Consider the following 22,300-nt stretch of genomic DNA (forward strand, 5'->3'; position numbering starts at 1 on the left):
ACATCGGTAATATCGCCGCCCTATCGTCGCTCCATGGAGATCCGTCAATTGCGCTATTTCCTCGCCGTGGCGGAGGAGCTGCACTTCGGTCGGGCAGCCCAGCGCCTCCATATGTCGCAGCCGCCGCTCAGCGTGCAGGTGGGGCGCCTGGAGGAGGAGATCGGCACGCCGCTCTTCGAGCGGAGCACCAGGCGCGTCAGCCTCACCCCCGCCGGAATCCACCTGCGCATGCGCGCGAAGGAGATCCTCGCCGACGTCGATGCGGCGGCTCGGGAGATGCGCGAATACGCCGACGGGCTCGTCGGTCGCCTTTCCGCGGGGTTCGTGAGCTCCGCGAATTACACCGTCCTGCCCGGCGTCGTGCAGCTCTTCCGCGCTCGCCGCGAGAATGTCGAGCTCGCGCTCGCACCGCTCACCTCGGGTGAGCAGCTCGAGAGACTGCGCGCGGGCACCCTCGATGTCGGCATCGTGCGCGACGAGCTGCCCCCGGGCGACGCTCACGCCCCGGCGCTCGTGACCGAGGTGGTCTACGAGGAGCGGCTCGTCGTCTGCGTGCCCGTGGCTCATCCGCTCGCGACGCGCGCGGAGCTCGCGCCCGCCGACATCGTCGAGGCGCCCATGATCGCCTATCCGCGGTCGCTCATGCCCGGGTTCGTCGACCGCGTCTCGGCCGCACTGGCCGAGGCCGGTCGCGCGCCGATGGTCGCCGAGGAGGTCGTGCATCAGGAGACCGCCCTCAGCTTCGTCGCCGCGGGCGTGGGGCTGAGCGTCCTGCCGGAATCGGTGCGCCAGCTCGTGCCGCCGTCGATCGCGGTCGTGCCCATCGCGGGATCGCCGACCACGAGGCTCCTCGCCGCGCACCCGGCGGGCGGGGACGACCATCCCGCCCGCTCCACCTTCGTCGACTGCCTGCGGGAGGCCGCGGGAGCTCTCGCCGCGGCGAGAGCGGTCTGATTGCGGCGGTTCGCTCCCGCGAGCGGGAGAATGGAGGGGATGCCCTCCTCTCCTCGACCCGCCATCGCGATCGTCGGCGCGGGCCCGCGCGGCGTCTCGCTCCTCGAGCGGCTCGGCGCGAACCTCCCCGCCGACGCCCAGCTCGACGTCCATCTCGTCGACGACACCCAGGTCGGCGCGGGGCGGATCTGGCGCACCGACCAGCCGCGCGAGCTGTGCATGAACACCCTCGCCGATGCCGTCACGCTCTTCACCGACGACGCCGCCAGCATCGCCGGTCCCGTGCGCCCCGGGCCCACTCTGTACGAGTGGTGCCAGCTCGCACGCGACGCCGCGCTGCACGACGCGGCCGAGATCGTCGCCCGCATCCCCGCCGCGCACGTCGCCGCCTTCCGCCGTGTGTCCGTGCGCGCGGGCCTCGTCGACGACTACCGCGGCGAGCTGCGCGACCAGCGCCCGGAGTCGCACCCGTCGCGCTCGCTCTACGGCGAGTACATCGCGTGGTGCCTCGCGCACGCCCGCACCGCGCTGCCATCCGGTGTCGTCGTGCACGAGCACGTCGGCCGCGTGCGCTCGACACGACGCGTGGCCGAGCGGGAGGTCCTCGACCTCGGCGACACCGAGATCGTCGCCGATGCGGTGGTCGCCGCGACCGGGTGGCTCGCGCGCGCCGTCACCGCGGAGGAGCGACGCATCCTCGGCGCCGTCGGCGGGCATCCGGATCTCGTGTGGGTGCGGCCGGACTCCCCTGCCGACCAGACGCTCGACGCGGTGCCCGACCGCGCCACGGTCATCGTCCGCGGTCTCGGCATGGGCTTCTTCGACGCGATGGCCCTGCTGACCGTCGAGCGCGGCGGCGCCTTCGTGGCGGATCCCGCTGCGCCCGCCGGGCTGCGCTACGTTCCCTCGGGGCGGGAGCCGGTGCTGCACGTGACATCGCGCCGCGGCGTGCCGTTCCGGGCGAAGACGCAGTACGGATCGCTGCCCCCGCGCGCCCCCATGCACCACCTCCGCGGCGTCGACTGGACGGTCGTGCCCCGCCCCATCGACTTCGACGCCCGCGTGTGGCCGCTCATCCTCCGCGACGCCTTCGCCGACTACCACGTCACCCTCGCGCGCGTGAAGCCGGGGTCGGTCGAGCTCGACGCCGCGCTCGCGGCCATCCGCTCCGCCCCGTTGGCTGCGGACGGCGCCGCCACGCGCGCCCGCATCGACGCGCTCGCCGACGCCGTCGTGCCGTTCGTCGCCGATCCGGCGGACCGGCTCGACCTCGCCGGGGCGATCTTCCCCGGAGAAGGCGAGACATGGCCATCCCCCGCCGCATTCGATGCCTGGGTCGCCCGCTTCGTCGCCGACGACCTCGCCGAGGGCGCACGCGGCGCCGACAGCGCTCTCAAGGCCGCGCTCTGGTCCATCGCGTCGGCACGCGGCATGGTGAGCAGGATCGGCGCGTTCGGCGGCTTCGACGCCGAGTCCCGCGCCTCCGGCTTCCGCACGCTGATGACCGTCGGCGGCATGGTCGGCTCCGGCCCGCCCGCATTCCGCAGCCGGCAGCTCCTCGCCCTCATGGCGGCCGGCCTCGTCCGCTTCATCGGCCCCGCCGGTGCCGTCGACATCGCCGACGGCGCCTTCCACGCGTCGTCGCCCCCCGTGGCCGGCTCCGGCGTGTCGGCCACCGTGCTCGTGGACGCGTGGATGCACGCTCACGACCTCTCGCAGACGGCGGACCCGCTCGTCCGCTCCCTCGCCGCGGCCGGTCGCGTGCGGCCCTTCGCCGCGCCCTCGCGTCTCGAGGGCGACGTCGACACCGGCGGCTTCGACGTCGAGCCCGCGACCGGGCGCATCGTCCACGCCGACGGCGAGGTCGATGCCGCCTTCCACGTCGCGGGCATCCCGCTCGATGAGACCATGCACGACGCGATCATCAGCCCGATGCCGCGCACCGACCCCACCATGCTGCGCGAGACCGATCGCGTGGCCCGATCCCTCATCGCCGCGGTCGACGCGGCCCGAACCAGGAGCGCCTCATGACAGAGAACCGACCGACCGCCGTCGTCACGGGAGCCACCGGCGGCATGGGAGCCGTGATCGTCCGCGACCTCGTCCGCACGCACCGCGTGATCGCACTCGGCCGCCGCGCCGACGCCCTCGCCGCACTGGCGGAGGAGACGGGCGCGGAGACCCGCCGCCTCGACGTCACCGACCGCGACGCCCTGGCGGCCCTGGCCGCGGAGCTCGATCGCGTGGACGTCCTCGTCCACGCGGCGGCCCTCGGCGACCACATCTCCGTGGAGGACGCCACCGAGGACGACTGGACGCGGATGCTGTCGACGAACGTCGTGGCGCCGTCACTCCTCACTCGCGCGCTGCTGCCGCAGCTGCGCGAGAGCGTCGCGACTGTCATCTTCATCGGCTCCGGCGCAGGCTCGAAGGCCGTGCCGGGCAGCGTCGTCTACACCGCCTCGAAGCACGCGCTGCGCGCGGTCGCCGACGTGCTGCGCCTCGACGAGGAGAAGCACCGCATGCGCGTCGTGACCATCGCGCCGGGGCAGACCGACACGCCGATGCTGCGCGCCGGCATCCCCGCGGAGAACTACGCGGCCGAGCGGTACATCCAGCCGTCGACCGTGGCGGCGTCGGTGCGGTACGTCGTCGACCTCCCGGACGACGCGCACATCACCGACATCGCGCTGCGGCCACGGCAGGAGATCGCGCGTCTGTGAGCGGATGGCCCCCGTAGGCGGAGCGCCCGGCCGGCGATCACTCGGAGACGATGCGCCAGCGGGTGCTGATCTTCGGGAAGCGCTTCTTCGTCGCGCGCAGCAGCCCCAGCACGCCGCTGCGGTTCGCGCCGATGTCATTCGTCGCGAGCACATCGAGGATGCGCAGGATGTCGGCGGTGTGGACGAGCTCGTCGTTGACGAGGCGCGTCACGCCGCGGTTCCGGTCCGTGTCCCACAGCCGGTCGCCCGCGTGGTCGCACACGAAAGACAGCAGCGCGCGGCAGCGCAGCTCGGGGATGAGGTCGGCCGCGTGAAGCGTCGAGTCGTCGCCCTTCGCGAACTCGCCGTCGGCGGTTCCGTGGGTGAGCACGATGAGGAGCTCGGCGGGCTCGGCGAGCGCGCCCACGAAGTCGTCGACCGCCGCGCACTCGACGAGATCCAGCCGCCCTGACGCCTGCAGCGGCCGGACCGCCTCCCGCGCCTTCGCGGCGTTCTCGTCGTGATCGAACACCACCATCCGGATGGGCGCGTGTGCTCTCGAGGGGATGCTCATGACCCCATCGTGACAGGTCCCGCGGGCGCGCCGCACCGCGGGCCCTCGGGAGGGGCGCGGTGCGCGCCCTCGGGAGGGGCGCGGTGCGGGCGCCGATCAGACGTCGAAGCCGCCGATATCTCCGCCGAAGCCGCCGAAGTCCCCGAACCCCGCGTCGCCCGGAGCCTCCGTGCCCGCGGACGTCTCCGTCGCGGAGCCGGCATCGCCGAAGCCGCCGGCGTCCGCGCTCTCGCCACCTCCGCCATCCGCGCCACCCGGGTCGCCGCCTGCGGCGACCGACGGCCCGATGAAGGAGCTCACGAGCGCCGAGCCGACGACGTAGCCCGCCACGGTGCCGAGGAGCGAGCCGCCGATCGCCGTGCCGAGCCCCGGGTCCTGCCGGCTGCCGAGCGTGCGCTCCATCGTGCCGGGCTGCTGGTACTCGGCGCGGGTGGCGGCGCGAGCCATCGCGGCCGGACCGGCAGAGGCCGGGCGCTCCTGCGGCGACAGCGAGCCGGAGAGCTCGGCGAGGATGCGCTGGCGCTGCTCATCTGACAGCTTCGCAAAGGCCTCGGCGTGCACCTGCTCGATGGTCTCGGGAGGAGCCGTCCGCAGCAGATACCGGTACCGCTCGACAGCGTGGTCGTCCTCAGTGCGGTCGTCCTCGGTGCGGTCATCCTCGGTGCGGTCGTCCTCGGTGCGGGAAGGACGTGCGGCTGGCTGCCCGTGCGCGTCGATCGTCCCGAACGCGGTCGTCTGCGGCGGATGGGCGTGGTCGCGCGTGTAGGCGCCGCCCGTCTGGGCAGCTCTGCCGTCGCCGCGGACGGCCTGCTTGATGCGGTCGAGGAATCCCATGGGTGACCTCCTGTCGGGGCGGATGCGACGACAGTAGCGCGGGTCGCTCGGCGGTGCGCGGCCGCCCGCGATGGGTTCGCTGTGCATCGCGCGGAAGCTCCCTTGTCGCCTGCGAGACCCGGCGGTACCGTGAGCGCGTCACCACGACCATCCGCTCGGAAGGGGCCGCCATGCCGCACGGCGACATCACGCACATCGACATCCCGGTCAGCGACTACGACCGCGCCGCCGCCTTCTACGGCGATCTGTTCGGCTGGCAGATCTCCGCGCCGCCGGGCTTCGAGGACTATCCCATGTGGCAGGCGCCGAACCGGATCTCCGGAGGCGGGCTCGCCCCGCGCTCGGCGGACTTCACGCAGCCGCGGTCGTATGTCGAGGTCGACTCGATCGACGAGGTGCTGGCGAAGGCGCAGGCGGCAGGAGCGACAGTGGTGATGGACAAGAGCCCGATCACCGAGACCAGCTGGTGGGCGGTGTTCCGCGACCCCGACGGCAACCACATCGGCCTGTTCGAGGGCCTCGTCGGGATGTGATGCCCGGGGCGCGCTGGCGCGCGGGCGCGCTGGCGCGCTGGCGCGCGGACGCGCTGAGACCGCGAGGTCGCTCCGACACCGCGCGCCCGCTCCGACACCGCGCGCCCGCTCCGCCGGCCCGCGCTCCCGCTCCGAGACGGCGTGTTCCACGGGCAGTCCTGGAGCGATGACGCTGTGTCGGAGCGATGACGCGGTCTCGGCGCGCTGCCCGCGGTCTCCCCTGCCGCGCGCCGGGCACGACGAAGGGGCCGGCTCCCGGAGGAGCCGACCCCTTGGTCGTGCGATGTCAGCGGGTCAGACCCGCCGGATCAGCGTGAGCTCAGCGGCCCGACAGCTTCTCGCGCAGCGCGGCGAGGGCCTCGTCGTCGGCGAGCGTGCCGGCACCGGCCGACTCGCTGGAGAAGGTCGGCGCGCCGAACTCCTCGCCGGCCTCCGCCTCGGCCTCGAGGGCCTTGGCGACCTGCGCCTTGTGAGCCTCCCAGCGGCTCTGGGCGGCAGCGTAGTCCTGCTCCCACTTCTCGCGAGCCTCGTCGAAGCCCTCGAGCCACTGACCGCTCTCGGGGTCGAAGCCCTCGGGGTACTTGTACTCGCCGTTCTCGTCGTACTCGGTCGCCATGCCGTACAGCGCCGGGTCGAACTCGGTGCCGTTGGGGTCGACCAGGTCGTTGGCCTGCTTGAGCGACAGCGAGATGCGACGACGGTCGAGGTCGATGTCGATGACGCGGACGAAGACCTCTTCGCCGACGGAGACGACCTGCTCGGCGAGCTCGACGTGCTTGTTCGAGAGCTCCGAGATGTGGACGAGGCCCTCGATGCCGTCGGCGACGCGAACGAACGCACCGAACGGAACGAGCTTGGTGACCTTGCCCGGCGTGATCTGGCCGATCGCGTGCGTGCGGGCGAACACCTGCCACGGGTCTTCCTGCGTTGCCTTGAGCGACAGCGAGACGCGCTCGCGGTCCAGGTCGACCTCGAGGATCTCGACGGTGACCTCCTGGCCCACCTCGACGACCTCGGAGGCGTGCTCGATGTGCTTCCAGGACAGCTCGGAGACGTGCACGAGGCCGTCCACGCCGCCCAGGTCGACGAACGCGCCGAAGTTGACGATCGAGGACACGACGCCCTTGCGGACCTGGCCCTTGTGCAGGTTGTTGAGGAACTGCGTGCGGGTGGCCGACTGCGTCTCCTCGAGGAGCGCGCGACGCGACAGCACCACGTTGTTGCGGTTCTTGTCGAGCTCGAGGATCTTCGCCTCGATCTCCTGGCCGAGGTACGGCGTCAGGTCGCGGACCCGGCGCAGCTCGATCAGCGACGCGGGGAGGAAGCCGCGGAGCCCGATGTCGACGATGAGACCGCCCTTGACGACCTCGATGACCGTGCCGGTGACGACGCCGTCGTTCTCCTTGATCTTCTCCACGTCGCCCCACGCACGCTCGTACTGCGCGCGCTTCTTCGACAGGATGAGACGGCCTTCCTTGTCCTCCTTCTGGAGAACGAGGGCCTCGACGTGGTCGCCGACGGTGACGACCTCGTTGGGGTCGACGTCGTGCTTGATGGAAAGCTCGCGCGAGGGGATGACGCCCTCGGTCTTGTAGCCGACATCGAGGAGGACCTCGTCGCGGTCGATCTTGACGATCGTGCCGTCGATGATGTCGCCGTCGTTGAAGAACTTGAGCGTCTTCTCGACCGCGGCCAGGAAGTCCTCAGCAGAGCCGATGTCGTTGATCGCGACCTGCTTGGTGGCCGGGGCGGTCGTTGCGTTAGTCATGTAGTGGGTTGTCCTTGTTGGGGATGTTCGGGCCTCGCACTCGGGAGCCGCGCGTCCACAGACGGACACGGGCGCCACGGGATGAGCCGAGGCAGTGGATCGGATTGTCTTGCATCCACGCTACGGCAGTCCTGGCGGCACGCCAAGAGCACGCACGCGCGCGAAGGCCAAGGTTATCAGACCCGGCCGGGTGACGCCGGATGAGACCCGCACATCCCGTGCGCATCGCACTACGATGACTCCACCATGCGCATCCTCCGCCTCCCCCTCCTCGCCTGGATCCTCATCGCCATCGTGCTGGGTCTGCTCACCGGGCCGGTGATGCCGGTCTGGCTCGGCAACGCCTTCCTCACCTACAACTCGCTGTTCTCCGGGCTGCTGGGCTTCTCGGTGCCGCTCATCATCGTCGGCCTCGTCACGCCGGCGATCGCCGAGCTCGGGCGGGGGGCGGGCCGCTGGCTGGGCATCACCGCGGGCATCGCATACGCGTCGACGATCCTGGCGGGGCTCCTTGCCTACCTGGTGAGCCGCTGGATCTTCACGCCGGTGATGAGCGGCGCCGGGCTCGCGTCGCTCGAGGAGGGCGGCTCGGGGCTGGCGCCCTACTTCTCCCTCACCGCCTCGCCCACCGGCTCCCCGACCGAGATCGTGCTGCCGCCCGCGATCGACGTGATGACGGCGCTCGTCCTGGCGTTCGTGGTCGGGATCGGCCTCACGCGGATCCGCTGCTCGGTGCTGCTGCAGGCGGCGGTGGAGTTCCGCGGCGTCATCGAGATGCTCATCCGCTCGGTCATCGTCCCCGCACTGCCGCTGTACATCTTCGGCATCTTCATGGACCTGTCGAAGAGCGGCGAGGCGTACGACGTCATCGGGCGCTTCCTCGTCGTGGTGATCGTGTCGTTCAGCCTCACGCTCGTCGTGCTGCTGATCCAGTACACGATCGCCGGGGCCATCGCCGGCGTCAATCCGCTCCGCGCGCTGTGGAACATGCGCGACGCCTACGTCACCGCGCTCGGCACGTCCTCGTCGGCGGCCACGATCCCGGTCACCCTCGCGTCCGTCAAGCGCAACCGTGTCACTCACGCCGTCGCCGGATTCGTCGTGCCGCTGTGCGCGACCATCCACCTCTCTGGGTCGATGGTGAAGATCACCTGCTTCTCGATGGCCATCCTGCTCGTGACGGATGGCCCGGTCTCGTTCGCCTCGTACGCTCCCTTCATCCTCATGCTGGGCATCATGATGATCGCCGCACCTGGTGTTCCGGGCGGTGCCATCGCCGCCGCGGCCGGCCTGCTCACGAGCATGCTCGGCTTCGGCGAGGTCGAGGTCGGTCTCATGTTCGCGCTCTACATCGCGCTCGACAGCTTCGGCACCGCGACGAACGTGACCGGCGATGGTGCGATCGCGCTCGTGATCAACCGGCTCACGCGCGGCCGCATCGGCGAGGACGTCGAGGAGACCGAGGACCGCGAGCACGTCGCTCCCTGACACATCGGCACCGCGATCGGGCGATGTCCGACCCCTCCCTCACAATGCAGGTATGGACATCGCCCTGCTCGTCATCGTCGTCGTCATCGCCGCGGCCCTCGCCGGAGCCCTGGGGTTTCTCATCGGGCGGCAGCGGGGCGCCTCCGCCGATCTGTCGGACCGCGCCGAACTCGCGGCCGCACGGACGCAGATCGCGACTCTCCAGGGCGACGTGGAGGCCGCGCGCGCGGAGACCGCATCGCGGGTGGCCGACGAGCGGCGTGCCGGGGAAGCGCGTCTGCTCGATGAGCGGCGTCAGCACGAGCAGCGCGTGCGCGAGCTGCGCACCGACGCGGAGGCGGACGTCCTCGCCGAGCGGGCGCGAGCGGCCGAGCGGCTGGAGGATCTCCGCACCGACCAGAAGCGGCTGGCGGACGAGTTCGACGCCCTCAGCCGACGGGCGCTGGAGGCGAACACGCGCGCGTTCCTCGAGCAGGCGGAGGAGCGCCTGAAGCGCAGCCAGAGCGAGGGCGCGGCGGAGCTGCAGAAGCGACAGGACGCCGTCCAGCAGCTCATCGAGCCGATCCGCGAGACGCTCGACACCGTGAAGACCGAGGTATCGACCGCCGAGCGCGCGCGGCTGGAGGCCAACGCCGCCCTCGCCGAGCAGGTCACGCAGATGCGCCGATCGTCGGAGGCCCTCGGCAGCGAGACGCGCAACCTCGTGAACGCCCTTCGCGCGCCGCAGGTGCGGGGGCGCTGGGGCGAGCTGCAGCTGCGTCGCGTGGTGGAGACGGCCGGCATGCTGAACCACGTCGACTTCGTCGAGCAGGCCCACCATGCCACCGACGACGGCGCGCTGCGCCCCGACATGGTCGTGCATCTCGCGGGCGACAAGCACGTCGTCGTGGACTCGAAGGTCGCGTTCAGCGGATATCTCGAGGCGATGGAGGCCACCGACGACACGGTCCGCGCGCAGCGCCTGCAGGCGCACGCACGTCATCTGAAGAAGCACATCGACGACCTCGGCACGAAGGAGTACTGGGACGTCGTCGACGGCTCCCCCGATTTCGTCGTCATGTTCGTCCCGGCCGAGCCGTTCCTCGCCGCCGCGCTCGATCAGGACGCGACGCTCTACGAGTACGCGTTCGAGCGCAACGTCGTGATCGCCACGCCCGCCACGCTCGTCGCCCTGCTCCGGACAGTCGGCCATGCGTGGCGGCAGGACCAGCTGGCGCAGGAGGCGCACCAGATCTTCGCCGTCGGCAAGGAGCTCCACAAGCGCCTCGGCACCCTCGGCACCCATCTCGCGACGCTCGGCAAGCGGCTGAACGCCACCGTCGAGGCGTACAACAGGTTCGCGGGCTCCCTCGACCGCAACGTCGTCACCCAGGCGCGCAGGTTCAGCGCCCTGCAGGGCCTCGACGGGGTGCTCACCGACACCGCGCCGGTCGAGGCCCTGGCCATCGCGCCGCAGAAGCCCGACCTGTATGCGGAGGACGAAGGCTCATCCCCATCGTTCTCCTCTGCCCTGGAGCAGCTGCGCGAGGAGCGCCTCTGAGCTACCGCGCCCGCACGCACTTGTCCAGCCCTCTCCTGGTCCGACCGCCCGGCCGATGCGGGATCTATCGTGGGCGTGGGGTGATGTCATGAGCGACGATCGGGGCTTCCACGACGCGCTGGCGGCCGTCCGCGACGAGGTCCGCGCCCTGCGCGACGACGCCGAATCGGCCGCGGACGCGGCAGTCGAGCGGATCGGCCGGGTGCACCCCGACCACCGCGAGGGCGCGCGGAACCTCCTCCACTACCTCGCGCTTCGCGAGCACGACCTGCGGCCGCTCCAGGAGCGCTTGAGCGCGCTGGGGCTGTCATCGCTCGGTCGGATGGAGGGCGACGTCCTGCGCAATCTCGACGCGGTACTGCGGGTGACGGAGGCGGCGCTCGGAGCCGAGGACGGTCAGCAGGAGATCGATCCCGACGACCGCGGCGACCTCCGCGACAACGCCGCCGCGCTCCTGGGAGGCGATGCGGACGACCGGCGCACGCGCATCATGGTGACGCTCCCCAGCGCGGGCGCGAATGACGCGTCCGTCGCGGCTGGTTTCGTCGAAGCCGGCATGGACCTCGCGCGCATCAACTGCGCCCACGACGATCCGTCGGCCTGGCGCAGCATGGCCGAGAACGTCCGGGCGGCGAGCACCCGCGTCCGAGTGGCCATGGACCTCGCGGGGCCGAAGCTCCGCACGGGCCCGGTGGGCGACGGGCCGCACGTCGTGAAGGTCAAGCCCGCCCGCGATGCCGCCGGCGGAGTGGTGGAGCCGGCGCGGTTCGCGCTGGCGGCAGAACTCGACCTGGGCGCCCCCGTGCCCTGCATCCCCGTGTCCGACCCTGAATGGCTCGCGCGCCGCTCCCCCGGCGACGTCGTCCGCTTCCACGACGCGCGGGGCCGCTCGCGTCGTATGGCCGTCGCCCGATCGGATGGCGATGGCGTCGTCCTCGAGGGAGACCGCACGTCGTACCTGGAGCAGGGCGCGACCCTGCGCTGTGAGGACGACGAGGTGCACATCGGCGAGCTGCCGGCCGTTCCCGGCGCACTGCGGGTCCAGCGCGGCGACACCGTCACTCTCACGGCCTCGCTCGACCCCGCCTCCTCCGAGGACGGGTCGCATCGCATCGGCTGCACTCTTCCGGAGGCATTCGAGGCGATCGCGGTCGGTCACCGCGTTGCGTTCGACGACGGCAAGATCGAGGGCACAGTCCGCGGCGTGGGCGACGGCGAGGCGTCGATCGAGATCACGCGTGCGCGCGCGGGCGGCACCAAGCTCAAGGCCGAGAAGGGCATCAATCTGCCCGACACCGACCTCCCGATCGCCGCGCTGACCGAGGAGGACGTCGCCGCGCTCGACACCGTGGTCGACATCGCCGACGTCGTCGAGCTCTCCTTCGCACGCTCGGCCGGCGACATCCGCCGCCTGCTCGCCGAGCTCGACGCGCGCGGCGCCGACGAGCTCGGCGTGGTCGTCAAGCTCGAGACCACGCAGGGATTCCGCGCGCTCCCCGAGATCATCCTCGAGCTCATGCGACGGCCGCGCGTGGGCGTCATGATCGCCCGCGGCGATCTCGCGGTGGAGGCGGGCTTCGCGCGCCTCGCCGAGGTCCAGGAGGAACTGCTGTGGATCTGCGAGTCCGCGCGAATCCCGGTGATCTGGGCGACGCAGGTCCTCGACGACCTCGCCAAGAGCGGCGTCCCCACACGGGCGGAGATCACCGACGCCGCCACCGCCGGCCGCGCCGAGTGCGTGATGCTGAACAAGGGCCCGCGGATCGAGGACGCCATCCGCGCGCTCGACGACATCCTGCGACGGATGGCCGACCACATCGACAAGAAGAGCCCGCAGCTGCGCCGGCTGCGCTCCTGGTCGCCGCCCGCGTGACGCTCCGGTTGCCGACGTGGAGCTCCGCCCGCCCTGCCAGCCCCGAGAGTGGAACGGCCGCCGCTCCTCGTGGGAGCGGCGGCCGTGTCTTCGGCGTCAGCGGGTCAGCGCGCGGCCGAGCCCTCGACGTAGTCCGAGTCCTGCGACTTCCAGGCGAACAGAGCGCGGAGCTCCTTGCCGGTGACCTCGATCGGGTGCTGCTGCTCCTTCTCGCGCAGGCCGAGGAACTCGGGGGCGCCCGCGTCCTGGTCGTCGATGAAGCGCTTGGCGAACGCGCCCGACTGGATGTCGGCCAGGACGGCCTTCATGTTCTCCTTGACCTGCGCGTCGACGACGCGGGGGCCGGACACGTAGTCACCGAACTCGGCGGTGTCGGAGATCGACCAGCGCTGCTTGGCGATGCCGCCCTCCCACATGAGGTCGACGATGAGCTTCAGCTCGTGCAGCACCTCGAAGTAGGCGATCTGCGGCTGGTAGCCGGCCTCGGTCAGCACCTCGAAGCCCGCCTGGACAAGGTGGCTCATGCCACCGCAGAGGACGGCCTGCTCGCCGAAGAGGTCGGTCTCGGTCTCCTCGGTGAAGGTCGTCTTGATGACGCCGGCGCGGGTGCCGCCGATGGCCTTCGCGTACGAGAGGGCGACGTCCCAGGCCTGACCCGACGCGTCGTGCTCGACGGCGATGATGTCGGGGATGCCGCGGCCGGCCGCGAACTCACGGCGCACCGTGTGCCCGGGCGCCTTCGGCGCGACGAGGATGACGTCGACGTCCTGCGGCGCGTCGATGTAGCCGAAGCGGATGTTGAAGCCGTGCGCGAACGCGAGCGTCTTGCCGGCCGACAGGTTCGGCGCGATCGACTCGGAGTAGATCGAGCGCTGGTGCTGGTCGGGCGCGAGGATCATGATGAGGTCGGCCCACGCGGTGGCGTCGGCGACGTTCTTGACCTCGAAGCCCTCGTCCTGCGCCTTCTGGGTCGACTTCGACCCCTCCTTCAGCGCGATGACGACCTCGACACCCGAGTCGCGGAGGTTCTGCGCGTGGGCGTGGCCCTGCGAGCCGTAGCCCACGATCGCGACCTTCTTGTTCTGGATGATCGACAGGTCGGCGTCTGCGTCGTAGAGGATCTCGGTCACTTGTTTCTCTCCTTAGGTGGGGTTCTGCTTCGGCCGCGGGTCTCCGCCGCCGGGGGTTCGGGAGTCAGCCGCGCAACGCGCGCTCGCTGATCGACTTGCCGCCGCGGCCCAGCGCGAGCAGGCCCGACTGGGCGAGCTCCTTGATGCCGAACGGCTCGATCGCCTTGAGGAACGCGTCGACCTTGCCCTGATCGCCGGTGATCTCGATCACGAGCGCGTCGGGCGCATAGTCCACCACGCTCGCGCGGAAGAGGTTCACGACCTCGATCACGTTCGAGCGCGACGCGTTGTCGGCGCGCACCTTGACGAGCATGTGCTCGCGCTGCACGGAGGCCGCGGGGTCGAGCTCGACGATCTTCACGACGTTGATGAGCTTGTTCAGCTGCTTGGTGACCTGCTCGAGCGGCAGCTCGTCGACGTCCACGACGACCGTGATCCGCGACAGGCCGGGAATCTCGGTCACGCCGACGGCGAGCGAGTGGATGTTGAAGCCGCGTCGGGCGAAGAGGCCCGCGACGCGCGTCAGCAGACCCGGACGGTCCTCGACGAGCAGGCTCAGCACGTGAGACGACATGTCAGTCCTCCTCGGAGAAGGCGGGCGAGTGGTCGCGCGCGTACTGGATGTAGCTGTTGCTGACGCCCTGCGGGACCATCGGCCACACCATGGCGTCGGCGCTCACGACGAAGTCGATGACGACGGGGCGGTCGTTCGTCTCCAGCGCGAGGCGGATGGCGTCGTCGACCTGGTCCTCCCGCTCGACGCGGATGGCGAGGCAGCCGTAGGCCTCGGCGAGCTTCACGAAGTCCGGGATGCGGACGGTGTCGTGCCCCGTCTGCAGGTCGGTGTTCGAGTAGCGGCCGTCGTAGAACAGGGTCTGCCACTGGCGCACCATGCCGAGCGACGAGTTGTTGATGATGGCGACCTTGATCGGGATGTCGTTGAGCGCGCAGGTGGCGAGCTCCTGGTTCGTCATCTGGAAGCAGCCGTCGCCGTCGATCGCCCACACCACGCGGTCGGGCTCTGCCACCTTGGCGCCCATCGCGGCGGGCACCGAATAGCCCATGGTGCCGGCGCCGCCGGAGTTCAGCCACGAGTTCGGACGCTCGTACTTGATGAACTGCGCCGACCACATCTGGTGCTGTCCCACGCCGGAGGCGTACACGGCCTCGGGGCCGGTCAGCTCGCCGATGCGCTGGATGATCGCCTGCGGGGCGAGGTGCCCGTCGGTCGTCGGCGCGAAGCCCAGCGGGTACTGGTCCTGCAGCCCGCGGAGGTAGGCCCACCACTCGTCGTAGTCGGGCGTGCCTGCGGTCGAGACCGAGCGGAACGCGGTGTCCAGGTCGACGAGGACCTCCTTGAGATCCCCCACGATCGGGACGTCGGCCGTGCGGATCTTCGAGATCTCGGCCGGGTCGATGTCCACGTGCACGACCTTCGCGTGCGGGGCGAACAGCGCCGCCTTGCCGGTCACGCGGTCATCGAAGCGCGCCCCGAGGGAGACGATGAGGTCGCTCTCCTGCAGTGCGAGCACCGCCGGGACGGCGCCGTGCATGCCCGGCATGCCGAGGTTCTGCGGGTGGGAGTCGGGGAACGCGCCGCGCGCCATGAGCGTGGTGACCACGGGAGCGCCGGTCGCCTCGGCGAACGTCTTCAGCTCCGCCGCCGCATTGCCGCGGATGACGCCGCCGCCCACGTACAGCACGGGCTTGCGCGCCTCGGCCATCAGCGCGACGGCCGCCTGGATCTGCTTGCCGTGCGCCTTGGTGACCGGCCGGTAGCCGGGCAGATCGTAACGGGGCGGCCACACGAACGGCGCCTCCGCCTGCTGCGCGTCCTTGGTGATGTCGACGAGCACGGGACCGGGTCGGCCGGTGGAGGCGATCTCGTAGGCCGCGGCGATCGCGCCCGGGATCTCCGATGCGTCCTTCACGAGGAACGAGTGCTTGGTGATCGGCATCGTGATGCCCACGATGTCGGCCTCCTGGAAGGCGTCCGTGCCCATCAGCGTCGAGAACACCTGTCCGGTGATCGCGAGGACCGGCATCGAGTCCATGTACGCGTCGGCGATCGCGGTGACGAGGTTCGTGGCACCCGGGCCGCTCGTCGCGATGGCGACGCCGACCTTGCCGCTCGCCGCGGCATAGCCCTCGGCCGCATGCCCCGCGCCCTGCTCGTGACGGACGAGGATGTGGCGCAGCTTCTTGGCCGACATCAGCGGGTCGTACACGGGCAGGATGGCCCCGCCCGGCAGCCCGAAGACGTCCGTGACACCCAGCAGCTCGAGGGTGCGGACGACCGCCTCAGCGCCCGTGAGCACGGGCGCTTGCGCGGTGGTGCGAGCGGGTGGCCGGGGAACGGCCGATGCGGTTTCGGCAGGCATGATGATGCTTCCTCGCTTGGGGGTGGGGATGATCCGTGGTCGCCGCGACGCGCGGGCCGGCTCAGCCGGTCGTCGCGCCTTCCGCGGCGGAGCGCACGAGCTTGGAGTACTTGGCCAGAACGCCTCGGGTGTAGCGCGGGGGCAGGGGCTCCCAGCCGGCACGGCGGGAGCTCAGCTCTGCTTCATCGACGAGTAGGTCGAGAGTGCGAGCCGCGATATCGACCCTGATCAGATCACCATCGCGCACGAAGGCGATAGGACCTGCGTCCACTGCCTCTGGTGCGATATGGCCGATGCACAGCCCGGTTGTGCCGCCTGAGAATCGACCGTCCGTCAAGAGTAGTACATCCTTGCCGAGCCCAGCGCCCTTGATGGCCGCCGTGATCGCCAGCATCTCGCGCATGCCGGGGCCGCCCTTGGGTCCCTCGTAGCGGATGACCACCACGTCGCCCGCGCTGATCTCGCCGTTCGCGAGCGCGTCCATCGCGCCGCGCTCGCGCTCGAACACCCGTGCCGGCCCCTCGAACACCGACGCGTCGAATCCCGCCGTCTTCACGACGGCGCCCTCCGGTGCGAACGAGCCGTGCAGGATGGTCAGGCCCCCCGTGGCGTGGATCGGGTCGTCGAAGCGGTGCACGACCTCCCCGTCGATGGGGTCCGGGTCGAGGTCGCGCAGGTTCTCCGCGACCGTCTTGCCCGTGACCGTGAGCGCGTCGCCGTGGAGCAGGCCCTCGTCGAGCATCGCCTTCATGATGACGGGGATGCCGCCGTGACGGTCGACGTCGTTCATGACGTACTTGCCGAACGGCTTCATGTCCGCCACGTGCGGCACGCGGTCGCCGATGCGGTTGAAGTCGTGGAGATTCAGCTCCACCTGCGCCTCGCGCGCGATGGCCAGCAGGTGCAGCACCACATTGGTCGAGCCGCCGAGTGCCATCGCCAGGGCGATCGCGTTCTCGAACGACTCCTTCGTCAGGATGTCCTTGGTCGTGATCCCCTGCTTCAGCAGGTTCACGACGGCCTCGCCCGAGCGGTGCGCGAAGTAGTCGCGACGGCGGTCCGCCGACGGCGGCGCTGCGGAGCCCGGCAGGCTCAGCCCGAGCGCCTCGGCGACCGACGCCATGGTGTTGGCCGTGTACATGCCGCCGCACGCGCCCTCACCGGGTGCGAACGCGCACTCGATGCGCTTCAGGTCCTCCTCCGACATGAGCCCGGCGCGACAGGCGCCGACAGCCTCGAAGGAGTCGATGATCGTGATGTCCTTCTCGGTGCCGTCCGAGAGCTTGACCCAGCCCGGCGCGATCGACCCGGCGTAGAGGAAGACGCTGGAGAGCCCCAGGCGCGCGCTGGCCATCAGCATGCCGGGGATCGACTTGTCGCAGCCGGCGAGCAGCACGGTGCCGTCGAGGCGCTCGGCCATGATGACGGTCTCGACGCTGTCCGCTATGACCTCGCGGCTGACGAGCGAGAAGTGCATGCCCTCGTGGCCCATGGAGATGCCGTCGGAGACGGAGATGGTGCCGAACTGCAGCGGGTACCCGCCGCCGGAGTGCACGCCCTCCTTCGCGCCCTGCGCGAGGCGATCCAGCGACAGGTTGCAGGGGGTGATCTCGTTCCAGCTCGACGCGATGCCGATCTGCGGCTTGTCCCAATCCGCGTCGCCCATCCCGACCGCGCGGAGCATCCCCCGCGACGTGGTGGCCTCGATGCCGTCGGTCACGACGCGACTGCGCGGTTTGATGTCGATCTCGCTCACGCAGGCAGTCTATTCCCCGCCGTCGACGCCCCTCGACGCGCTGAGCACCTGGCTCGACGCCGCCCCGGCGGGGCTGTCAGGATGCGCGACGACGCGCGATCTCGATGAGCAGTGCGGCGAGGGCCGGGGCGTCCGGGACGCGCACGGTCGCGGCGGTCGCGCCCTCCCCCACGCGCACCCCGAGATCGCCGGGCCCGAGCGAGCGCAGCGCGTCCTCGTCGGTGACGTCGTCGCCCGCGAAGAGCACGGCGGTCGCGCCGGTCGCCTCGCGCAGCTCGGCGACCGCGGAGTCCTTGCCCTCGTGCCGCCACGCGAACTCGACGATGTCGCGTCCAGTGCGCCGCCGCCATCCGGGAGCGCACTCGGCGACGAGAGCGTCGACGCCCTCCTGGGCGCGCGCGGTGCTCTCGTCGTCGGCGAGGCGCGTATGCAGGGCGAAGCCGAACGCCTTGCGCTCGATCCAAGCGCCGTCGAGGTCGGCCACGATCGCCTCCGCAGCGTCGACGATCGATGCCGCGTCGCCATCCGATGCGCTCTCGTCGCCTCGCCGCGGCGGGGCCGTCACGGGGCGCCAGTGCTCGGCGCCGTGCGACCCGGCGAGCCAGACGGGCGACGCGTCGTCGTGCTCAGCGATCACCCGGAGGTCGGCGAGTGAGCGTCCCGAGACGAACGCGACGACGGTGTCGGGAAGCGCGGCGAGCTCCGCCACCGCGCTGCGCGCCTCCGGCAGTGCGCGGGCCGTCAGCGGCTCGTCGACGAGCGGCGCGAGCGTGCCGTCGAAGTCGAGCGCGACGAGCAGCCGAGGTGTCGTGGCGACGGCGGTGAGCGCGTCGTCGGTGATGGCGTCGTCCTGCCCCTGCGCGCTCATCGCCGCCGCGAGTCCCGGAACGTCTCGAGGTCGGCGAGGAAGCGGCGCCCCCAGCGCTCGACATCGTTCTCCAGCACGCGGCGCCGCATGCTGCGCATCCGGCGCGACTGCTCGGCCACCGGCATCTCGATCGCCCGCATGATCGTGTCCTTCATCCCCCCGATGTCGTGCGGGTTGATCAGGAGGGCGCTGGTGAGCTCGTCGGCCGCGCCGGTGAACTCGCTGAGCACGAGCACGCCGCGGTTGTCGGCGTGCACGGCGACGTACTCCTTGGCGACGAGGTTCATGCCGTCGCGCAGGGCGGTGACGAGCATGACGTCCGCCGCGAGGTAGAGCGCGACCATCTCCTCCCGCGGAAAGCCCTGGTGGAGGTATCGGATGGCGGTGTGGTGGATGGTGTCGTAGTCGCCGTTGATGCGGCCGACCGTGAGCTCGATCTCGTCGCGCAGCTCCTGGTACGCCTCGACGCCCGGGCGGCTGGGGCTCGCAACCTGGACGAGCGTGACGTCGCCCACCTCGACGCGACCGTCGTCGAGCAGCTCGCCGAAGGCCTTGAGGCGATGGCGGATGCCCTTCGTGTAGTCGAGCCGGTCGACGCCGAGGAGGATCTTCGAGGGGTTGCCGAGCTGCTCGCGGATCTCCACGGCGCGAGCGCGGATGGCCGGATCCTGCGCGAGCTCGATGAACGACTGCGCGTCGATGGAGATGGGGTAGGGCTTCGCGATCGCCGTGCGCGCCGTGCCGTCGGGCTGCGGGATGGTGATGCTCTCCCGCTTCGTGCCGTAGCGGAGGATCCGGCGCACGGAGCGCTGGAAGTTGCCGGCATCGGCCGCGCGTTGGAAGCCGATGACGTCCGCGCCGAGGAGCCCCTCGACGACCTGCCGGCGCCAGGGCAGCTGGGCGTAGAGCCCGTAGGCGGGGAACGGGATGTGGTGGAAGTAGCCGATGACGACGTCGGGGCGCAGCTCGCGCAGCATCTGCGGCACGAGCTGCAGCTGGTAGTCCTGCACCCACACGAAGCCGCCTTCATCCACGACCTCGGCGGCGGCCTCGGCGAAGCGGCGGTTCACGCGGACGTATGCGTCCCACCAGCGGCGCTTGTACACGGGCGTCGCGATGACGTCGTGGTACAGCGGCCAAATCGTGCCGTTGGCGAAGCCCTCGTAGTAGTCCTCGAGCTCCTCCTCGCTGAGCTCGACGGGCACGAGGTGCGTGCCCTCGAAGTCGAAGGGGTCGACCTGAAGTCCTGGCTTCCCGGCCCATCCGACCCAGGCGCCGTCGACCTTCTGCATCACCTGCTCGAGGGCGGTGACGAGACCGCCGGGAGAGCGACGCCAGGCGGGCTGTCCGCTCTCATCCTGGATCCGATCCACCGGAAGGCGGTTGGCTACGACGACGAGGTCCGCTTTGGGCATGCCGCTCCTTCAATGTGTGCCGGGTCAGTCTAGCCACGGCGGCGGCATCCGCCGGGGGGACGGAAGCGCGGTCGCCGCGACACGCTCCGCGCGTTAGCAGGCGGCCCGCGCGGGCACAACCCCCGGTGCTGCCGCCCTCGCCGTGGCCGTCACGGCGCTACCGTGGTGCCATGCGCAAGTACCTCATGGGAACCGGCCTCTTCGGAGCGATCACGAGCGGCTACTCGCTGCTCAAGGGCGCCAACCACAAGCGGTTCACGTGGCGGGTGGCGCTCGCGTGGATCAGCTGGGCGATCACGCTCCTCCTCGCGATCGGCGAGGCGCGCGACATCCGCACCGCCTCCCACGGCGGCGCCGTGCCGGAGGACTCCCCCATCGCCGGCAAGGAGTACAAGTACGCGGGAACGCCGAAGCCGGGCAAGAAGCAGAAGCTCGACAAGAAGCACAAGCGCGCGAAGAAGTAGATCGGATGGCTGATCTGACCTTCTACTACCTGCCGCGGATTCTCGTGTGGAGTCGGGTGGTGGAGGTGGGGGCGGGCCGGTAGCGGTGGTGTCGGTCGATCCAGTTCGGGGCGGCGATGTAGGGGGTGCCGTTTCGCATCTGGATGTCCCATCCGGAGTGTTCGAGGTGGTGGTGGTGCCACCAGCACAGCAGGACGCCGTTGTCGGTGTGGGTGGGGCCGCCTCGGGCGTGGTCTTGGACGTGGTGGATCTCGCACCAGGCGGCGGGGATCGTGCACCCGGGGATGATGCACCCGCCATCGCGGGCGACGATGGCTTTGCGCTGGGTGGCGGTGAAGGTGCGCTGCACGCTGGTGAGGGACAGGATCCTGCCGTTCGGGGCGTACACGGCGCGGAGGATGTCGCCGCTGCACCCGATCCGCCGGGCGACGGATGCCGGCACGGCCCGGGAGGCGCCGTCGAGGTGCGCGATTCCCGAGTGGCGTCGCTGCGGCGGTGACCACGGTGGCGAGGACGGCGGAGGCGGAGTGTCCGGAGGCGGAGGCGCGCCTGGCGGACGTGGCGGACCTGGAGGGCAGTCGTTTCCCCGCTCCGAGGAGCCGTCCCACCCCGACCTGCCACTCGTTCCGGCATCGGCATCGGCATCGGGTCGGGTGGTGGTGAGGTCGTCGCAGGTGATGTGGATCATCACGGTCGGGGCGGCCCCGCCGAGGGTGGGGGTCTCCGCGGCGCGGGACGCGGCGTAGAGCATTGCCACGAGGGCGTCGTGGCGTTTCTGCGTGGCGGTGCGGGGGTCGTGGACGATCTCCTCCGCCTGCCAGGGCATCTCGCCCTGATCCTCCGGATCCAGCCCGTCGAGAAACCCGCTACCGGCACCCGCGTCCGCGTCTTCCGTGCCGTCGGCGCCGTCGGCGTTTGCGTCCGACGTCGGCGCAGACCCGTCACCCGCCGCCCCGTCCGCGCCGGCGAACGCCACGGCGCGGGCGGGGTTCGTGTGCGCGGCGAGGAGGATCTGCAGGAGGGCGCCGGCTTCGGGGACGAGGACCCCGTTCACCCGGAAGTTCCCGTTCGGAAGCTCCGTGACCGTCAGACTCCGAGCGCGGAACGCCTTGTCGTGTTCATGGTCCGGATCGAACCCGTCCGCCGTGAGCACATCGACCCACGCATCCGCGTGCGCCTTCACCACGCTCCACGGCGGCGGCAACACCTCGCACGTCGCTGCATCGCCGTCAGTATCTGCGGCTGCGTCTGCAGCGGTCTCGGTCGCCGGGTCCAGGAGGTCGACGAGCGGATCCGGGAGAGCAGCGTCGTCGAGGTCGGAGGAGATCGCGCCGGTGGCGATGCCGACCAGGTGCGCCTCCATCGCATCGACCTTGTACCGCTCCTCGGCCGGCAGCGCCTTCGACGCCGTATCGAACGCCTTCACCAGCAGCGCCGCCGGCTCCACCCCGATCCGCCCGGCCGCCAGCGCCGCCGCGAGGACCGGGCGCTCCGGCAGCAGCGGCAACCCCGTCGCGGACTCCCGCTGCCGGGTCCGCTCATCCAACCGCGCCCGACCCGACAGCGTCACCCCCGGCACCCCGGTCACCCGCTCCAGCACCTCCCTCCCGGTGCGGCACCCCAGCCCCTCCGACAGCGGATGCTCCAACCCGGGCCGGGAGCGTCGCGTCACCTCTCCTGCCGTTCGAACGCGGACAGCGTCGACCATCCGGCCCAGCTGCTCGACGTGCCCGGTCAGAGCCACGAGCTCGGCGTCGGGGAGCTGCTCGACCAGCCCGAAGACCCCGTCCAGCAGCTCCGCGACCGCACCCACCGAAGTGGCGGGAGCGGTTCGCGAGACCGGGCTGGCGTCTTTGACCATGCCCTCACGATAGAAGTCACCACCGACATTCCTGGACCGGAAAATCGAACATCCAGCACGTGTGGAAAACCCGCCTCAGACACGCCGACGCGTGCCCGCTGTGCACAATACGAGCGCGAAATGGCGGACCAATGAACGGTCTGAGCGCCCCGTCGGCTA

General features: G+C 70.9%; 18 protein-coding genes. 8 read left to right on the forward strand and 10 right to left on the reverse strand.

Annotation, left to right across the window (positions count from 1 at the left end):
- Window positions 1-33 precede the first annotated feature (33 nt).
- Genes QWJ90_RS07375 through QWJ90_RS07385 form a run of 3 tightly spaced genes read left to right on the forward strand, consistent with a single transcriptional unit; the run spans window position 34 to window position 3,677 of the window.
- The gene (locus QWJ90_RS07375) at window positions 34-954 is read left to right on the forward strand and encodes a LysR family transcriptional regulator (protein ID WP_290107038.1); all 921 of its coding nucleotides are present in this window, start codon (window positions 34-36) and stop codon (window positions 952-954) included.
- A gap of 39 nt (window positions 955-993) precedes the next feature.
- Entirely contained in the window at window positions 994-2,985 is a 1,992-nt protein-coding gene (locus QWJ90_RS07380; RefSeq protein ID WP_290107039.1) for an FAD/NAD(P)-binding protein, read from the forward strand.
- On the forward strand, window positions 2,982-3,677 hold the full coding sequence (locus QWJ90_RS07385; RefSeq protein ID WP_290107040.1) for an SDR family oxidoreductase: 696 nt from the start codon (window positions 2,982-2,984) through the stop codon (window positions 3,675-3,677). The genes QWJ90_RS07380 and QWJ90_RS07385 overlap by 4 nt, the downstream gene beginning before the upstream one ends.
- 37 nt (window positions 3,678-3,714) lie before the next feature.
- On the opposite strand, the gene QWJ90_RS07390 is transcribed toward QWJ90_RS07385, so the two are convergent.
- Together QWJ90_RS07390 and QWJ90_RS07395 are read right to left on the reverse strand one after the other, a co-directional pair.
- On the reverse strand, window positions 3,715-4,230 hold the full coding sequence (locus QWJ90_RS07390) for a hypothetical protein (protein ID WP_290107041.1): 516 nt from the start codon (window positions 4,228-4,230) through the stop codon (window positions 3,715-3,717).
- Window positions 4,231-4,326: 96 nt separating this feature from the next.
- Complete coding sequence (locus QWJ90_RS07395; RefSeq protein ID WP_290107042.1) at window positions 4,327-5,064, reverse strand: hypothetical protein; 738 nt, start codon at window positions 5,062-5,064, stop codon at window positions 4,327-4,329.
- A gap of 170 nt (window positions 5,065-5,234) precedes the next feature.
- On the opposite strand from QWJ90_RS07395, the gene QWJ90_RS07400 reads away from it, so the two are divergent.
- Complete coding sequence (locus QWJ90_RS07400; protein ID WP_290107043.1) at window positions 5,235-5,597, forward strand: VOC family protein; 363 nt, start codon at window positions 5,235-5,237, stop codon at window positions 5,595-5,597.
- Window positions 5,598-5,916: 319 nt separating this feature from the next.
- Here the strand turns inward: QWJ90_RS07400 and rpsA are convergent, their stop codons facing one another.
- Window positions 5,917-7,365: a 30S ribosomal protein S1 gene (gene rpsA, locus QWJ90_RS07405; RefSeq protein WP_290107044.1), complete on the reverse strand. Its 1,449-nt coding sequence runs from the start codon at window positions 7,363-7,365 to the stop codon at window positions 5,917-5,919.
- 246 nt (window positions 7,366-7,611) lie between these two features.
- Here rpsA and QWJ90_RS07410 point away from each other — a divergent pair, with 246 nt between their 5' ends.
- The 3 genes from QWJ90_RS07410 to QWJ90_RS07420 all read left to right on the forward strand — a co-directional run bounded on the left by QWJ90_RS07410 (window position 7,612) and on the right by QWJ90_RS07420 (window position 12,266).
- Window positions 7,612-8,853: a dicarboxylate/amino acid:cation symporter gene (locus tag QWJ90_RS07410; protein WP_290107045.1), complete on the forward strand. Its 1,242-nt coding sequence runs from the start codon at window positions 7,612-7,614 to the stop codon at window positions 8,851-8,853.
- Window positions 8,854-8,905: 52 nt separating this feature from the next.
- Window positions 8,906-10,393 (forward strand): DNA recombination protein RmuC, encoded by a 1,488-nt coding sequence (rmuC, locus tag QWJ90_RS07415; RefSeq protein WP_290107046.1) that lies wholly within the window; start codon window positions 8,906-8,908, stop codon window positions 10,391-10,393.
- An 88-nt stretch (window positions 10,394-10,481) separates the two neighbouring features.
- Window positions 10,482-12,266 carry a pyruvate kinase gene (locus QWJ90_RS07420; protein ID WP_290107047.1) on the forward strand — a complete coding sequence of 595 codons (1,785 nt, stop codon included), beginning with the start codon at window positions 10,482-10,484 and terminating at the stop codon, window positions 12,264-12,266.
- Window positions 12,267-12,370: 104 nt separating this feature from the next.
- Here the strand turns inward: QWJ90_RS07420 and ilvC are convergent, their stop codons facing one another.
- The 6 genes from ilvC to QWJ90_RS07450 all read right to left on the reverse strand — a co-directional run bounded on the left by ilvC (window position 12,371) and on the right by QWJ90_RS07450 (window position 19,816).
- On the reverse strand, window positions 12,371-13,396 hold the full coding sequence (gene ilvC, locus QWJ90_RS07425; RefSeq protein WP_156241631.1) for a ketol-acid reductoisomerase: 1,026 nt from the start codon (window positions 13,394-13,396) through the stop codon (window positions 12,371-12,373).
- 64 nt (window positions 13,397-13,460) lie between these two features.
- Window positions 13,461-13,970 (reverse strand): acetolactate synthase small subunit, encoded by a 510-nt coding sequence (ilvN, locus tag QWJ90_RS07430; RefSeq protein WP_290107048.1) that lies wholly within the window; start codon window positions 13,968-13,970, stop codon window positions 13,461-13,463.
- 1 nt (window position 13,971) lies between these two features.
- The gene (locus QWJ90_RS07435) at window positions 13,972-15,777 is read right to left on the reverse strand and encodes an acetolactate synthase large subunit (protein ID WP_290107050.1); all 1,806 of its coding nucleotides are present in this window, start codon (window positions 15,775-15,777) and stop codon (window positions 13,972-13,974) included.
- A 61-nt stretch (window positions 15,778-15,838) separates the two neighbouring features.
- On the reverse strand, window positions 15,839-17,533 hold the full coding sequence (gene ilvD / locus QWJ90_RS07440) for a dihydroxy-acid dehydratase (protein ID WP_290107051.1): 1,695 nt from the start codon (window positions 17,531-17,533) through the stop codon (window positions 15,839-15,841).
- A gap of 76 nt (window positions 17,534-17,609) precedes the next feature.
- Complete coding sequence (gene otsB, locus QWJ90_RS07445) at window positions 17,610-18,401, reverse strand: trehalose-phosphatase (protein WP_290107052.1); 792 nt, start codon at window positions 18,399-18,401, stop codon at window positions 17,610-17,612.
- On the reverse strand, window positions 18,398-19,816 hold the full coding sequence (locus QWJ90_RS07450) for an alpha,alpha-trehalose-phosphate synthase (UDP-forming) (RefSeq protein ID WP_290107053.1): 1,419 nt from the start codon (window positions 19,814-19,816) through the stop codon (window positions 18,398-18,400). The genes otsB and QWJ90_RS07450 overlap by 4 nt, the downstream gene beginning before the upstream one ends.
- 170 nt (window positions 19,817-19,986) lie before the next feature.
- On the opposite strand from QWJ90_RS07450, the gene QWJ90_RS07455 reads away from it, so the two are divergent.
- Complete coding sequence (locus tag QWJ90_RS07455) at window positions 19,987-20,280, forward strand: hypothetical protein (RefSeq protein WP_290107054.1); 294 nt, start codon at window positions 19,987-19,989, stop codon at window positions 20,278-20,280.
- A gap of 25 nt (window positions 20,281-20,305) precedes the next feature.
- Here the strand turns inward: QWJ90_RS07455 and QWJ90_RS07460 are convergent, their stop codons facing one another.
- On the reverse strand, window positions 20,306-22,141 hold the full coding sequence (locus QWJ90_RS07460; RefSeq protein WP_290107055.1) for an HNH endonuclease signature motif containing protein: 1,836 nt from the start codon (window positions 22,139-22,141) through the stop codon (window positions 20,306-20,308).
- Window positions 22,142-22,300: the final 159 nt, after the last annotated feature.

It is taken from the genome of Microbacterium oryzae (assembly GCF_030406385.1).
Lineage (GTDB): Bacteria > Actinomycetota > Actinomycetes > Actinomycetales > Microbacteriaceae > Microbacterium > Microbacterium oryzae_A.

Coding starts and splice junctions, on each gene's coding strand:
- rpsA (WP_290107044.1), bottom strand. CDS start 7,365: ATGACTAACGCAACGACCGCCCCGGCCACCAAGCAGGTCGCGATCAAC.
- otsB (WP_290107052.1), bottom strand. CDS start 18,401: ATGAGCGCGCAGGGGCAGGACGACGCCATCACCGACGACGCGCTCACC.
- QWJ90_RS07380 (WP_290107039.1), top strand. CDS start 994: ATGCCCTCCTCTCCTCGACCCGCCATCGCGATCGTCGGCGCGGGCCCG.
- QWJ90_RS07385 (WP_290107040.1), top strand. CDS start 2,982: ATGACAGAGAACCGACCGACCGCCGTCGTCACGGGAGCCACCGGCGGC.
- QWJ90_RS07390 (WP_290107041.1), bottom strand. CDS start 4,230: ATGAGCATCCCCTCGAGAGCACACGCGCCCATCCGGATGGTGGTGTTC.
- QWJ90_RS07410 (WP_290107045.1), top strand. CDS start 7,612: ATGCGCATCCTCCGCCTCCCCCTCCTCGCCTGGATCCTCATCGCCATC.
- QWJ90_RS07460 (WP_290107055.1), bottom strand. CDS start 22,141: ATGGTCAAAGACGCCAGCCCGGTCTCGCGAACCGCTCCCGCCACTTCG.
- QWJ90_RS07435 (WP_290107050.1), bottom strand. CDS start 15,777: ATGCCTGCCGAAACCGCATCGGCCGTTCCCCGGCCACCCGCTCGCACC.
- QWJ90_RS07455 (WP_290107054.1), top strand. CDS start 19,987: ATGCGCAAGTACCTCATGGGAACCGGCCTCTTCGGAGCGATCACGAGC.
- QWJ90_RS07450 (WP_290107053.1), bottom strand. CDS start 19,816: ATGCCCAAAGCGGACCTCGTCGTCGTAGCCAACCGCCTTCCGGTGGAT.
- QWJ90_RS07400 (WP_290107043.1), top strand. CDS start 5,235: ATGCCGCACGGCGACATCACGCACATCGACATCCCGGTCAGCGACTAC.
- QWJ90_RS07395 (WP_290107042.1), bottom strand. CDS start 5,064: ATGGGATTCCTCGACCGCATCAAGCAGGCCGTCCGCGGCGACGGCAGA.
- QWJ90_RS07375 (WP_290107038.1), top strand. CDS start 34: ATGGAGATCCGTCAATTGCGCTATTTCCTCGCCGTGGCGGAGGAGCTG.
- ilvN (WP_290107048.1), bottom strand. CDS start 13,970: ATGTCGTCTCACGTGCTGAGCCTGCTCGTCGAGGACCGTCCGGGTCTG.
- QWJ90_RS07420 (WP_290107047.1), top strand. CDS start 10,482: ATGAGCGACGATCGGGGCTTCCACGACGCGCTGGCGGCCGTCCGCGAC.
- rmuC (WP_290107046.1), top strand. CDS start 8,906: ATGGACATCGCCCTGCTCGTCATCGTCGTCGTCATCGCCGCGGCCCTC.